The organism is Lacipirellula parvula, assembly GCF_009177095.1.
Taxonomy (GTDB): Bacteria; Planctomycetota; Planctomycetia; order Pirellulales; family Lacipirellulaceae; genus Lacipirellula; species Lacipirellula parvula.
In genome coordinates, this window is the sequence record NZ_AP021861.1 from 1,113,469 (window position 1) to 1,127,242 (window position 13,774).

General features: G+C 64.7%; 10 protein-coding genes and 2 tRNA genes. 3 read left to right on the forward strand and 9 right to left on the reverse strand.

Going from position 1 to position 13,774, the window contains the following annotated elements; all coding sequences use genetic code 11:
* Nucleotides 1–74: 74 nt before the first annotated feature.
* Nucleotides 75–866, reverse strand: coding sequence for a Nif3-like dinuclear metal center hexameric protein (locus PLANPX_RS04060; protein ID WP_152097491.1), 792 nt, complete (start codon nucleotides 864–866; stop codon nucleotides 75–77).
* Nucleotides 867–1,209: 343 nt separating this feature from the next.
* Nucleotides 1,210–3,858: a hypothetical protein gene (locus PLANPX_RS04065; RefSeq protein ID WP_152097492.1), complete on the reverse strand. Its 2,649-nt coding sequence runs from the start codon at nucleotides 3,856–3,858 to the stop codon at nucleotides 1,210–1,212.
* Nucleotides 3,859–3,939: 81 nt separating this feature from the next.
* Here PLANPX_RS04065 and PLANPX_RS04070 point away from each other — a divergent pair, with 81 nt between their 5' ends.
* Entirely contained in the window at nucleotides 3,940–4,656 is a 717-nt protein-coding gene (locus PLANPX_RS04070; RefSeq protein WP_172991858.1) for a sugar phosphate isomerase/epimerase family protein, read from the forward strand.
* 390 nt (nucleotides 4,657–5,046) lie between these two features.
* On the opposite strand, the gene PLANPX_RS04075 is transcribed toward PLANPX_RS04070, so the two are convergent.
* Nucleotides 5,047–5,120 (reverse strand) — tRNA-Val (locus PLANPX_RS04075).
* 237 nt (nucleotides 5,121–5,357) lie between these two features.
* Between PLANPX_RS04075 and PLANPX_RS04080 the strand changes: the two genes are divergently transcribed.
* Nucleotides 5,358–5,430, forward strand: a tRNA-Ala gene (locus PLANPX_RS04080).
* 689 nt (nucleotides 5,431–6,119) lie between these two features.
* On the opposite strand, the gene PLANPX_RS04085 is transcribed toward PLANPX_RS04080, so the two are convergent.
* The 4 genes from PLANPX_RS04085 to PLANPX_RS04100 all read right to left on the reverse strand — a co-directional run bounded on the left by PLANPX_RS04085 (nucleotide 6,120) and on the right by PLANPX_RS04100 (nucleotide 10,888).
* Entirely contained in the window at nucleotides 6,120–7,160 is a 1,041-nt protein-coding gene (locus PLANPX_RS04085) for a hypothetical protein (RefSeq protein WP_152097494.1), read from the reverse strand.
* Nucleotides 7,161–7,213: 53 nt separating this feature from the next.
* Nucleotides 7,214–8,068, reverse strand: coding sequence for a dockerin type I domain-containing protein (locus PLANPX_RS04090; protein WP_152097495.1), 855 nt, complete (start codon nucleotides 8,066–8,068; stop codon nucleotides 7,214–7,216).
* A 49-nt stretch (nucleotides 8,069–8,117) separates the two neighbouring features.
* Nucleotides 8,118–10,124: an alkaline phosphatase family protein gene (locus tag PLANPX_RS04095; RefSeq protein WP_152097496.1), complete on the reverse strand. Its 2,007-nt coding sequence runs from the start codon at nucleotides 10,122–10,124 to the stop codon at nucleotides 8,118–8,120.
* Nucleotides 10,125–10,216: 92 nt separating this feature from the next.
* On the reverse strand, nucleotides 10,217–10,888 hold the full coding sequence (locus tag PLANPX_RS04100) for a PEP-CTERM sorting domain-containing protein (protein ID WP_198421844.1): 672 nt from the start codon (nucleotides 10,886–10,888) through the stop codon (nucleotides 10,217–10,219).
* 355 nt (nucleotides 10,889–11,243) lie between these two features.
* Here PLANPX_RS04100 and hemW point away from each other — a divergent pair, with 355 nt between their 5' ends.
* Nucleotides 11,244–12,365, forward strand: a complete 1,122-nt coding sequence (gene hemW, locus PLANPX_RS04105; protein WP_152097498.1) for a radical SAM family heme chaperone HemW — start codon at nucleotides 11,244–11,246, stop codon at nucleotides 12,363–12,365.
* Between the two features lie 140 nt (nucleotides 12,366–12,505).
* Here hemW and PLANPX_RS04110 read toward each other — a convergent pair whose 3' ends face one another.
* Nucleotides 12,506–13,075: a hypothetical protein gene (locus PLANPX_RS04110; protein ID WP_152097499.1), complete on the reverse strand. Its 570-nt coding sequence runs from the start codon at nucleotides 13,073–13,075 to the stop codon at nucleotides 12,506–12,508.
* A gap of 318 nt (nucleotides 13,076–13,393) precedes the next feature.
* Nucleotides 13,394–13,696: a hypothetical protein gene (locus PLANPX_RS04115; RefSeq protein WP_152097500.1), complete on the reverse strand. Its 303-nt coding sequence runs from the start codon at nucleotides 13,694–13,696 to the stop codon at nucleotides 13,394–13,396.
* Nucleotides 13,697–13,774: the final 78 nt, after the last annotated feature.

A 13,774-nucleotide genomic window follows, 5' to 3' on the forward strand; every position in this document is an offset into this window, starting at 1 on the left:
GATCGTGCTCGTTGCTCCCTCAAGGGGGAGGGAGCCTCAGCATTTCTCTCGCGCGAGAAGGGGGCGAGCGACGCTTAGATCACTTGCACCGGATCGCGTTCGCTGCGGCTGGCCCAGACGTGGGCGTCGGAGAATTGGTCGGTGAGGTAGTCGGCGAGCGACAGCAGCGCGAAGCGTTCGCTGGCGAAGTGGCCGGTGAGAATGAGGCCGACTTCGCGGGCTTCGGCTTCGAGGATCGTGTGGAACGTCGCTTCGCCGGTGACGAGGACGTCGCACTCGGCGGCGATCGCGGCGTCGAGGAACGAACCGCCGCTGCCGCAGGCGATCGCCACGCGGACAATGGGCGCCTCGGCGGGGCCGGCGAGCTTGACGCTTTCGACGTTCAGAAAACCCTTCGTCCGTTCGGCGAGTTCGCGGCGCGTGAGCGGTTCGCCGATGAGGCCGCAGCGGCCGGAGCCTTCTTCGGGGTCGCCGCTGAGGGCGGGCTTCAGCGGGGCGATTTCTTGCAGGCCGAGGCCGATGGCGAGGTGCTGATTGATGCCGGCCGAGGCGGAGTCGAATGCCGTGTGCGGGCTGTAGACGGCGATCGAGTTGCGGATGAGGTCGAGCAGCAGGCCGCCGACGGTGGTGTCGGGGGTGATTGTGCGGACCGGTTGGAAGGGGAGCGGGTGGTGCGCGACGATGAGGTTCGCACGTTGCTCGATCGCTTCCTTCACCGTGGCGGGGGTGACGGTGAGGCAGGTCATCACGCGGGCGGCGGGCCAAGCGGCGTCGCCGACGAGCAAGCCGACGTTGTCCCACGACTCGGCGAGTTCGAGGGGAGCGAGCTGCTTGAGGACTTGGGCGATGTCACCGACCGTCGGCATGGCGGCTTTCCTGGAATTGGCTTTCGTGCTGCTAAGAATTTGAACCGCCAAGGACGCCAAGGGACGCCGAGGAATACGGGGATTTTAGCATGATTGCGTTGGGGGGACGACCGGCGCGTTTGCTGGGAGCTTGAGCGCCCCGTTTTATTACTGCGTGAAGCGGGAACTGGTGGCCGCTTGAGCATCACCGCGGTGAATATTCTGGCTCCCTCCCCCTTGAGGGGAGGGCTGGGGAGGGGGTAGATCGCTGGTACCCGCTGCCGTCACCCCTCCCTAACCCTCCCCCTCGAGGGGAGGGGAACTCAACAATTCGTTTTCAGTGGGGCTTCGGCAGAGTCCGCGGCTATTGTTCCACCTTGAACCGGTGGTTGAGGACTCGCGAGCCGTCGTTTTCTTGGGCGCGGAGCCAGAACTCGGCGCCGATGAGGTCTTTGCCGTCGGGGTAGCGGTAAATTTTGATGTCGGGGCTTTCGCCGAGGCGGGTGACTTGGGCCCGTTGGCGGCGGCGGCCGGGGGCGTAGAGCTGGCACTTGAAGTCGGCCTGCTCGGGGTTGTAGTTCACCATCCGCTGCTCGACCACCAGCGTGCCGTCTTCTTCGAGGCGCGTGTAGGTGTCGAGTTCGAGCTGGTCGTCGCCGACCTTGAGGTCGCGGTAGACGCTGAAGCGGTACTGGCGGTCGGCGTCGACGATGAAGTCGATCCGCACGGTGGAGAGCCCGCCGCTGGCGTCGAACGGCAGCGTTACTTGGATTGGCTTCGCAAAAGTTTCGCCGGCGGCGAGTTTGAAGTCGCTGCGACCGGGGGTGATTTGCCAGCCTTCGGGGCCGGTGATTTCAATCGTGCCGCTGACGCCCTGCGGGAACGAGTTGTGGAGGTTCAGCTTGTTGTTGTGGGCCGAACCGAACACGCTGGGGATGTTCTTCGCCGCGAAGCTGGTGTCCATCCGCCACTTGGCGATCGCGGGGTTGATGCCGAGGACGAACCGCGGCAGGCGGTCGACGGCGATCACTTGCGCTTCGCCGCGGCCGGCAGGGAGTTGCTCGCGGCCCCAGACGTCGAGGACGCGGAGATCGTCGCCGAGGTAGGCTTCCTCTTCGCAAGGTTCGTCGCCCCAGACGACCATCATGAATTCGCCGGAGGCCATTTCGAAGATGCGGTTGTGGCTGCCGTTCGGCAAGTCGATGTGGCCGATGAACTTGGCGCCGCCGAGGAGCGACGCGGTGGTGCGCCAGGGGAGGAAGAGGTCGGTCGGCGTGCCGGCGTCGCTCATCAGGCCTTGTTGATCGTCGAACGGCCGGGCGACGAAGATGCCGTCGGCGGCGTTGATTTTGGCGGCGAGCATTTGCTCGACGAGATCGCGGGCGCGAGTTTCGAGGCCGTACTGCTCGCGCGACAGCGGTTCGACGAGCACCCAGCGGCGCATGCCGGTGCGGCTGGGTTCTTCGAGGTACGCGGCGAGTTCGGGGCCGGTGAGCGACGGCGTGGCGCTCATTTGCTCGAAGCTCCAGGGGAGCTGGCCGGTGGCGATTGTTTCTTGCGTCCACTCCCAGCCGAGGCCGAGGTTTACCTCCTGGCCGAAGCGGAAGAGCTTTTCGCGGAGGTCGAGCACTTTGGCTTGCAGGCCGGGTTCGGCGGAGAGGCTGGGGTCGTCGTCGGCGCCGAGTTGCCACCAGCGGACGCGCATCGAGAGCCGCGTGAGGACCGGGTCGAGCAGCGGCAGCCAGACGGAGGAATCGACGGCGAAGGTGTCGGCAATCGCGGCGTCGCCGCTGAGGCGGCGGGCGAATTCTGAGTTTCCGGGGGGGCGATCGAGCACGCCAACCGATTCGACGTCGGCGGCGGCGAGGCGTTCGATCAGCATCACCAGTTCGTCGCCGCGGCGGGCGTCGGCGGGGTCGTACCAGACCGGCAGCTTCACCCAATTGATGGCGGCCTGCGGCAGCAGCTTCGCGAGGTCGTCGAATTTGAGCGGGATCTCGTCGCCGGCGAGCGACCAGCCGAACTCGCCCCCTTCGGGACGCGCGAGCGGCGGGGCGACGACGATGTTGATCAAGTCCTGTTTGAGCAACCCCTGATCGGTCGCCATCGAGACGCGGACTTTGTAGAAGCCATGCTTGCGGATCGGCGGCTTCCAGACGGTGCGGCCGGCGTAGGCGGTGCGCTCGCCGCCGTTCGATTCGACGATTTCCGACGCTTTGCTGCGGCGCTCGGTGATCAGGCGGCCTTCGAACTGCACGCGGCTGCCATCGAGGCGTTGGCTGCTCGCGTCGAGGAGTTCAAACAAGATGTCGGGGTCGCTGTCCATGATGCCCGAGAGGTCGCAAAGAACTTCGACCTCTTCGGGGCTGGAGTAAACGTTGAAGGCGCTGTTGCTGCCGATCGTCATCCGCGGGAGTCGGCCGAGCCAGACGTTCGCGAGCGACGCTTCGCCGGAGAGGTCGGTGAGGGCGCCTGGTTCGACGACGAGCGCGACGCGGGCGAGTTGCACGCGCGGGTCGGTCGGGCTGACGGGGCCTAGGTTGCAGTCGACCCAGCCGTCGGTGTTCCGGAACCATGGGCCTTCGACGGTTTCGATGACTTGCTTTTGGTCGTCGCAGAACTCGACGCGCAGCTGCACGCGGGAATGTTGCAGGCCGCGGACGCGGAGCTGCGATTCGACTTTGTAGCCGAAGGTTTCAGAGACTGATCCGCAGGGGCTGAGGAGCATCGCTCCGCCGCCGTTCACCTTGACGGTGAGGCAGTTGCCGCCGGGGGCGGTGGGGTCGGCGACGAGGCCGGCCTCGATGTACTTGGGCATGCCAGCGCCGAAGACGCGCTGCCAGCGATCGGGCCAGCGGTCGTAGTTCAGATCCCAGCCGGGGCCGAAGTCGCAAGCAAAGACCTCGACTGTGTCGGGGTGACGCGACTGGGTCGCGGTCGAGTCCTGCGGTGCCGCTTGGGTCGCAGTCGAGCCCAGAAGGGCTAGAATCAGCAGTGAGGAAAGCGGCGACATATCTAACCACGGGGAGCGGCAGTGATCGGCGTACGGATTGCCATACAGACGAAATGCCTGGCGCAGCCGCTAAGGCAAGCATTGCACATTGCGGGGAATTTGCAGGCCGAAGGGGTGCAGATCGACCTCCGTCAGGAGCTGGCCGTCGCCGAACTTTCGGACACGGCGCTCCGCCAGCTGCGGAAGATGCTGGATGATCTGAATTTGCGGGTTGGCTCGGTTTCGTTCCCGACGCGGCGGAGCTACGGCAATCCGGAGCAACTTGAGCGGCGGATCGAGGCAACCGTGGCCGCGATGCATGGCGCTGGGCGGCTCGGCTGCCGGGTGATCGTGCTGACGCTGGGCCCCTGCCCTGCTCCGGAGTCGGCCGAGCGGGCGACGCTGCTCGAGGCGCTGGGGACGCTGGCCGTGCAAGGAAATCGGCTGGGGGTGGAGATTGCTCTCGCGTCGACGGCACCGGCGGAAGAGCTACAGAACCTGCTGGGCGAGTTGCCGGAGGGGGCGATCGGGCTCGACCTTAATCCGGCGGACCTGGTGCTGGCCGGGCAGTCGCCGCGGGAGTTTGCCGAGCGGCTGGGCAAGCACGTGGTGCACCTCGCGGCGAACGATGCGGTGCGCGGGTTTGGTTCGACCGGCGGCGGCGAGGTGGAGCTAGGCCGCGGAGCGGCGGACTTTCCGGAGCTGCTTGGGATGCTTGAAGAGTACGGCTACCGCGGGTGGGCGACGATCGAGCGGCGACAGTCGCGGCATCCGGTGGCGGATGTGGAGAACGCGGTGGCGTTTTTGCGGGCGCTGTGAAGTGTGCGCGCGAGCGTTCGGGTTACGCGCACGGGATGGAGGCCGCATTGGACTGGTCGCTTAAGCGACCAGTCCGAAGTTCGTTTGGGGCGCCGATCGTAGGGGAGGCGCCGAGCAGCGCAGCACGGTTCGCGCGATGGCGCGAGCGGCTGGGGATCCGGCACGGAGCAGAAGGCGACGCGTGCGGAAACGAGACGGCAGTGACCCTGGGTACGCCAGACTACTTCTTGCGATGGCGGATCTTGGCGCGCATCCGTCGCTTCTTGCGACCTTGCTTCCGCCGACCCTTGCCCGACTTCTTAGTACCCAAAGGAAAGCTCCGATTCGTAGGTCAGGCGCGAGGCCTGACAGAATGAGGTGTGCGTCGGGCCTGGAGGCCTGACCTAACAGTGGGCGATGAAGGGCTCGAACCTTCGACCCCCAGCTTGTCGAGCTGGTGCTCTAGCCAACTGAGCTAATCGCCCTGAACCCCGCCGCTTCGCAGCAGCTGGGTGCAAGTCCCGAATTTTAGCACGCGATCGCGGAGGGCGAAAGGGTGGTCGGGGGGCGGGGGTTTTAAGTTTTTTGGGAACGGTTTAAACGGGATGGGGGCGCATTGGACTGGTCGCTTAAGCGACCAGTCCGTGGGGGCGTGCCGATCGTTGGGAGCTGGCGGCGTGGCTGGACAGCGGTTGTTTTTGGTCCTAGAATTCGGGTCTCATGGGGCGGTAGCTCAGTTGGGAGAGCGCTGCGTTCGCAATGCAGAGGTCGAGGGTTCGACTCCCTTTCGCTCCACTTTTTCTTTCGGGTCGTTCGCTGATCCGATCAACCTTGCTTGGCAAGAGTTTCTGGCGGGTGCCGACGTTTGGCAGGCTGCGATCTATCAAAAGTCACAAACGGTGTGCGCCGTTTTCGGCTCGGCTAAGAGAAATCCGCATCCTGCCGTGGCCGATCGCCACCGGTCCAAGAGCTTCAGGGGGCAGGCGCCTAGTTGTACACGCGGACGCGCCAAGAAATGACGGCAGCACTATTCGAATAGCCGGGGAGCGCAGATCGCAATACGCTCTCTATGCAATTGAATTTATTGGGATTACAAACTGCTACTTCGAGGACCGCAACTTCTAGGACCGTTTTAAGGCCCAGGAATTGTAGTCCGGCAAGCTCGCATAGCGTGAAAGCTGCGCGGTGGCCAGGTGGCATCGCTCAAATGGTCCGACACGACAGGCTAGGTATGATCGCTAAGCTCCTGCCCCCAACGATCGTGGTTCTCGGAATACCAATCCTCATGACGACGACCAGCATCGGGCTGTACCGATCCGCCCTCGTCTCCGTCGTCGTTGCCTTCGCCGTGCTCTTCTTGTTGGGGCGCTACACGAAGGGCCCGGGCGCGGCGTGACTTGTGGCGATGCCGCGTTGGCGGTTCGCCGTTTTTTGAAAAAATCCGCGCACGAACAGTGGCGGTGTTCCGCTGAGCTGAAGGCGGTTCAGCGCCTTGTGCGATGAAGCCAGACGCCGGCGAGCGAAGCGGCGAGCAGTTGGACGGCGGCGGTTGGTTCGGGAACCGCACCCGACGTCGCGGCGAGGCTTGCCCCGGCGCTGCGTTGCCAGATGAGGAAGTCGGCGCCGTCGGTGACGCCGTCGGCGTTGGCGTCGGAGAGGCGGTTCTGGCCGAAGTCGGCCTGCCATTTGGTTAAGTCGAGGTCGTCGACGACGCCATCGTTGTTGAAGTCGCCCGGGAGCAGCGGGAGGTAGGCGAAGTCGTTGACGACGACTTCGACCGGCTGGTCGCCGGCGGGCGCGGTGCTTTGGAAGAGCCACAGGTTGAAGCGAAAGTTCTCGGCGCCGGGCGTGGGGACGCGGCGGGAGGTTCCGTTGGCGACGTAGACGTAGTGGTGGAGCACCGACTCCGCGGGGAAATCGGTCGGCGAGTAGTGGCCGCGGAGGGAATAGAACTCGACCTTGCCTGGCGACCAGATGAAGAAACGCGTCAGCGCGGCGTCTTCGCTCAAATCGGGGAGCGTGATCCGCTTCAAGTTGTTGGCGAGATAGTAGGGCTGGACGACGACTTGCGAGCTGGTGGGATCGGCGGCGTTGCCCCAGCGTCCGTCTTCGAAATCGATTTCACGGTTGGGGTTGTCGGGAATGGTGTCGCCGCCGGCGGTATCCCAGGTGAAGGCGCCGAAAGTGGCGTTCGCATTGAGTATGTCTTGCCGGCTGGTGGTCTGGAACATGTACGTTCCGTAGCCGAAGCTCTCGTTGAGAATCACCTCCGTCGAGTACCAGAGCGAACCGGTTTTGCGAATCGTCAGGTGGAGGCCCGCCGCGTCCGACCAGACGTTGTTCGGGCTGGCGGAGAAGCGATTGGGGCCGGGGCCGACGGGGCTGTTCGACTGCTTGATCGTCCAGGTACGCCCGGCGAATTGCAGCGTGGCGCCGCGGCTCACGCTCTCGGTCTTGACGAACAGACCGAGAGCGACGACCGCGGTGAGCAGGGCGAGCGAGCGGAGGGCAAACTTGCGAGACACGTCGGCTCCGGCGAAGGGACTGGCTGAGAGTTCTAACGAGGCAACGCGAACGCTTAACGGCTGGCGCGCCGTCGGCGAACCAGGGCGGTGAGACCAATTGCCGCGAGGAGTCCTGCGGCGGGTTCCGGAACCGCGGCGACGGCGGCGACGGCGGCGACGCTTCCCACTGTTCCGAATTTTGCCTTCCAAATCGCCAGGTCGGCGGCGTTGACGGAGCCGCTGCCGTTGGCGTCGCCCTGAGCCAGCGTCGCGCCGCTGCCGAAGTTGCGCTGCCAAATGAGGAAGTCGGCTCCGTTGACGATGTTGTCGTTATTAAAGTCGGCGTCTTCGACCACCGGCGCCAGGCCGGTGATTTGATCGTAGTCTAACCGCGCCAATCCCGTGCCGTTCGAGTTGTAGACGACGAGCTTGATGCGAATGTTGGCCAAGTCGGCGAGCGTCGGCGTTCCCTGATCGAGCGTGCTGATAAATTGGCTGAAGGGGACGGAAAACGTTTGGTAGACGTCGGTCATCGTATGCTTCGGCGCGAAGAATTCTTCCTCGGTCTCGTCCTCGCCGGTGGCGACGATGATGTCGAGCTCTCGAACGCCTACGAAGGGATCGAAGCCGGGGACGTCGACGAATCGCGCGTCGACCGAGAGGCCGCTGTAAGTGGATAGGTTGAGGGCGCCCGGCGAAGCGTCGACGATGCCGAAGTTACCCGCATCGGGGACGCTGAAGTCGCCCGAGTGATAGCGTCCGAAGCCGGAGCTGCCGTCGATCGGTCCTTTGTCGGTGGTGATGGCTCCGTAGGATCCCCAGCCTTGCTCGTCGGTTTCGAAGTCGAACAGCACGGTTTGCGCGCTGGCAGACCGGGCGGCGAGCAGCAAGCCAACCAGCGTGACGCCGCAGAGGAAGATTCTTCTCATGGTTCGTCCGTATGAAATGGGGAGCAAGGGAGCGGGAGGGCGGCGGCACTCAGCGCCGGCCGACGACGAATTCGGGAGGTTGCGGGTTCGACGACGCTTGGGAGCGGGCTCGGTGCTGCGCCGCTCGGGCGGGGTTTCGCAAGCGGTACAGCGCGGCGAGACGGTCGTGCATGGTTTGCGGTTCAAATCCCATGCCCAACGCGGTTTCGTACGCGGCAATCGCCTCGGCGTCGCGGCCGGCGCCGCTTAGCCCTTCGCCGAGGTGAAAATGAGCGGCGGGAAAGAAATGGGTCAGCTCCACGGCGCTGAGGGCCTGCTCGACGGCGGCGGGGAAGTCGTTGCGGCGGAGCGAGAGTTGCGCCAGGCCGTCGAGCGCCACTGAACTTTCGGGGAGCAGTTCGAGGGCGCGGCGGAAGGCTGCTTCGGCTTCGTTCCAGGCGCTAGTCGACAGGAAGAGTTGGCCCAGTTGATTGTAGAGGCCGGCGTCGGGGAGCGATGCGGCGGCGAGCGTGCGGGCGATCGCCTGTGCGTCGCCGAGGCGCTCTTCGCCGATGGCGAGCGAGGCTTCCAGCAGCTGTCCGTGCGGCGAGTGACGGAGCCCCGGCGGAAGCTTCTCGATCGCCTCGTGGCAGGCGTCCCATTGGCTCAAGCGGAGGCGGCAGGAGGCGACCTGAAACTGAAAGCCCGGTTCGTCGGGGTGGGCTGCGGCGAGTTCTTGCCAGAGTGGGAGCGCATTGGCGACGCGGCGGCTGGAAGCGACGGCGACGGCGCGATTGATGCGTGCGTCTTTGATGGCTTGCTCGCACTCCGCGCGGCCATCCTCGTTTGCCGCGGAGAGGTAGCCGAGGTCGATGAGTTGCCGCATCACCAGCGCCGAGGCGACAGGATCGTCGCGGAACTCTTCACGATGCATCCCGGCGTCGCTGGCGTCGGGTTCCCACGATTCGACGTAGTCGACGGTTGGCGGCTCCGTGCAGATTTCGAGCCACGGGCGGCCGTCCATATCGTTGCCGATGGGGAGGCCGAGCAGCGCGAGGACCGTGGGCGTGACGTCGAGCAGCGTGGCGCCGTGGAGGGCGCCGCCGCGGCGAATGCCAGGGCCGTGGATGCAGGCGACGCCGAACTCGCGGTGCCAGGTTTCCGGATGCTGCCAGGCGTCGGCGCCGGGCCGCCGTTCGGAATGGTGGAAGCCGTGATCGCTAACGAGGACGACGGTCGTCTCGGGGCCCGCGTAAGCGAGCAGCGATTCGAGCATCATGTCGTGGAAGCGGTAGCAACTGGCGACGGCGTCGCCGTAGATGGCTGCGTCGCGCTCGCTGACGCCCCCCACATGCGGCGGATGGTACGGCATGAAGTGGTGGCCGAACTCGTCGATGGCGGAGTAGTAAACCGCCATGAAGTCCCAGTCGTCTTGGTGGGCGAGTTGGCAAGCTGCGGCGTGAACGGTCGAGGTCCGGGCAACGATGCCGGCGAGCTTTGCCAAGCGATCATCGTGTTCTTGGTCGATCTCGGCGGCGCGGGGGACGAAGGGGAGCAGCGCCGCAGCGTCTAGATCGCGCGGCGACACGATGAATGGCGCCAACCGCTCGGCGAGGGAAGCGGGGTGAACCGTGCCGGCGGGAAGTTGCGCGCCGTCTTGCCAAGCGGCCGATTGTGCGGCGTAGCGATCGCTGACGATCGAGCCGCGGATCGGTTCGGCTGGGTGGCTGGCGAACCAGGAGACGACGTTGGAGGTGAGCCCCGCTTGCGTGAGGATGTTCCAGATCGCCTTGCAGGTACGGCTCGTGCTGGCGACGGGGCGAATGCCGGAGAGATCGGGCAGCGGTTCGACGAAACTGCAGATGCCATGCTTGTCGGCGCGTTTGCCGGTGGCGATGGAATTCCAGAGCATCGGCGAGAGCATCGGTTGGATGGTCGCCAGATTGCCGCTGACGCCGCCGTCGATCAGGCGAGCGAGCGTCGGCAACTTGCCTTCCGCGAGCAGCGGGCGAATCACTTTCCAATCGGCGGCGTCCCAGCCGATTAGCAGGACGCGCTTGGCTAGTCGGTTGCTCATGCGACGATCGCGGCGGCGTTAGCGCACAGTGGATGTCCGGCTGCTTCCCCTTTTGAGGAGAAGGAGCCGCAAGAAGTGGATTTCCTGAACCTCTAGCAGGCCGTGCGCCGGCGGCGCTGCAGCGCTACGGCGCCGCCGCCGGCGGCGAGCAGGGCGAGCGTCGAGGGCTCCGGAACGGCGCCGGCGATGATCGAAGCGTTCGGCGTCGATTCGTAGGCGTAGCTCAGGAGCGTCGCCGTGCCGTTGTTGGCGGCGGAGACGTCGATCCGGGCCCAACCGAAGCTAAAATTGCCGCCGCCGATGTCCCATTTCAGGCCGACGTATTTGTCGGTTCCGACAAAGTTGTAGAAGTCGGCGCCGACTTGGCGGCCAGCGAAGCGCGCTCCGCCGGCTGCGATCGCGGCCGGGCCGATCTCTGCTCCGGGGGCGAACGAGTTGACGTAGTAGGTCGAGCTGGTGAGCGTCCTGCTCGCCTGCGGGCCGATGTTGTACGGATTGACGCGGACGCTGTTCGAAAATGCCGCGATCGCGAATTCGTTTTGCCCGACGTTGTCGAGGTTGAGATAGATCGGGCCTTGGCCTTGCGTGATCGTGACGTCGGGGACGTCGGTGTAGACGATGGCTCCCGCGGCGTCTTGCGCGACGCCGAAGGCGCCGAGGCCCGCGGCTGCAGCATAGGAAGCGAGACGAACGCTGACCCGCTCAGAGAGCGCGGGACTTTCGACGAGATTCGTCGAAGCAAGCGGCGTGACAAACGTTCGCATGTGGTGCACCTCGTGAGATGAATCTGCTGAGTAGCCGCCGTCGCCCAGCTTAGGGGAGCAGGCCGATGGAAGCAAGAAAATCTGGGCAATTCTCAGCGGTGGTTTGCCGCTGAAATGGCATTGCTGCGCTGGCTCATGCGGTCGCTGCAAAGTGAAGCGCCGCATCGCTCTCCGCACCTTCGTCGACGGCAGCGGTGGAGTGTGGGTAGCTGTTTCGCGAGCACCCTGTAGCGTGCCTCGGCGTCGCTTTGCAAAGGAAGCGACGCTCTCCTAAAATGCGGAACATCACTGGCAGCCGGCTCTTCGGCGGCCCTTTCATCGCGGCAATGAGGTTCGCGGCAGGTCCACGATCCGCATGGCGCCACGTTCGGCTTACATTCACGTTCCCTTCTGCAAGTACCGTTGCGGGTACTGCGATTTCGCCATCGTGGCGAACCGGGACGATCTGGTGGGCGCATATCTCGACGCCATCGCTGCCGAGCTGAGTTGGCTCGGCGAGCCGCGGAAGGTGGACACGCTGTACTTTGGCGGCGGGACGCCGAGCCATTTGGAGGCGGGGCCGCTGCGGCGGCTGGGCGAGACGGTGCGGCGGTGGCATCCGCTGGCGGCCGGGGGCGAGTGGACCGTCGAGGCGAATCCGGAAAGCCTGACGGCTGATCGAGTCGACGTGCTCGCGGAACTTGGTGTGACGCGGTTGAGTCTCGGGGCCCAGTCGCTCGACGATGCGAAGCTGCGGTCGCTCGAGCGGAATCACGATCGGGGCGATGTGCTGCGGTCGATGGAGTACGCCCGCGCGGCGGGGATGCAGGTGTCGGTCGACCTCATGTTCGCGGCGCCGGGGGAGACGCTGGAGCTATGGCGGCGCGATTTGGCGGCGGTGATTGAGCTTGCGCCCGATCACATTTCAACCTACGGCCTCACCTGGGAGCCGGGGGCGGCGTTCACCGTGAAGCGGGATAAAGGGCTGCTCCGACCGCTCGATGAAGAGCTCGAACGGACGATGTATGGCGAGGCAATCGATCGGCTCGCGGCGGCGGGGTTCGAGCATTACGAAGTTTCGAACTTTGCGCGGCCGGGCAGGCGAAGCCGGCACAACGAGGTGTATTGGGCCGGGAGCGAGTACTTTGCCGCGGGGCCGGGGGCGGCGCGATACGTCGACGGGGTGCGGTCGACGAACCATCGGAGCACGACGACCTATCTCAAACGCGTCGCAGCGGGCGAGTCGCCCGTCTTCGAGCAGGAAGAGTTGAATGCCGAAGAGCGGGCCCACGAGCTGCTGGTGCTGGGGCTGCGGCGGTTGGAGGGAATCGACCGGGCGAGCTTTGCGGCGAAGGCTGGCTACGAGGTCGACGCGATCGCGGGGGAGGCGATTCGCAAGTTCGTCGAGCTGGGGCTGCTCAGCGACGACGGCTCGCGGGTGAAACTAACCCGCGAGGGGCTCTTTGTGAGCGACGGCCTGTGGCCTGAGTTGCTTTAGCACTCCTTCGGTCTTCTTTGCGTTCCTTTGCGCCTTCGCGCCTTTGCGAGAAAGTTGCCGGTCAGTTTCACGTAAAGGCGCGAAGGCGCAAAGAAACGCGAAGCCGGAAAGCTAAGTTCTCTGCACTGCGAAGTGCCGAGTTATAGCGGGGCGCGAGGCAGGTCGCGCGGGTATGGCGGGTCGTCGACCGGGGGCAGGTAGCCTTCAGTCTCTTCGGCCCACATTTGGCGTTCGTCTTCGTTCGCGTAATAGCGGAGCCAGGCGTCTGGATCGCCATCGGTGTTAGCGCAGTCCCAGTGGAGGTAGTTGCTCTGGCGGCGGATCATCTTTTCGTGCGACGGGAGGATGTCGCGGTAGATGATGCAGTAAAGCTGGCGATCGGTCAGGTGATCGGTGAAGTCGAGCACGACGTGCTTTTCGTACAGCCGGCCGACGGTCTGGTAGAGGTAATCGCGGACCTGTTGGTCGTTGAGATCGTCGGGATGCGGCAGTTCGAGCTTCGGCTGGAACCATTCGCAGATCGGCAGGATCGGGGCGCGCTCCCACTCGAGCATCGATTCAAGGAAATCATTCTCAGCGCCCGTGGTCATCACGTGGACGTTGACGCGATTGATCGATTCGTCGAACAGCGGCTCGAGGGCGTCGCGCAGTTGCGCGTTCCGCAGCAGGTGTTCGACTTCGTCGGAGCGTGGGGAGTTGGGGAGCATCATATTCAGGGCGTGCCGCACGCGGAAAACGAAGAATTCCCAAAAGCAAACGTCATTCGCAGCAAACCAGGAAAAAGTTCGGTGCGACGTCAAAGTTGCGAGCGATTGTTGAAGCCAATCACACGCGGCCATGTGTTCGACTCTATCAACGGGAAAGAGCCGAGAGAATAGTTCTGCACCTTGTTTTGTCCGCTCGGAAAGAAAGCGGAAAAATACCACCGTTACGACCGGCAATGTTCTCCCAGCCTTCCGATTGTGCTAGCGGCGAGCGGAGGGGTGAGGGGGTGTTTGCGGTTGAGGGGCTGCAAGGGCGTCCCGAGCTCAGAAGGCTAGCTGGCGAGCGGCCCAGTAGGCGGCGAGGGCGGCTCCGAACGGCGTCAGGACGAGCACGGCGGGGGCGAGGAAGTAAGCGATGGGTATTAGCAGGAGCGCTGTTAGTGAGCCGGCGAAGCTGCTCAGAAGGCATAGCCACGCCAATTGCGAAGCTCGGTGGCGTCGGGGCGGCAGAAGCGCTGCCGCTGCGGCGAGGAAGCTGAGGATCGCGGCGATCAGGAGGTAACCGCCAATCTCGGTGATCGCTTCTGCGATGAACAGAACGAAGGCATCTACCGGCGTGATGTTCATCGTTTCAGGCTAGCGGTCTTGCGGAGAGACGCAAGCAAGCTGAGCCGTAGCAGGTCGTCCAGCGTTGGTCGCACCCCG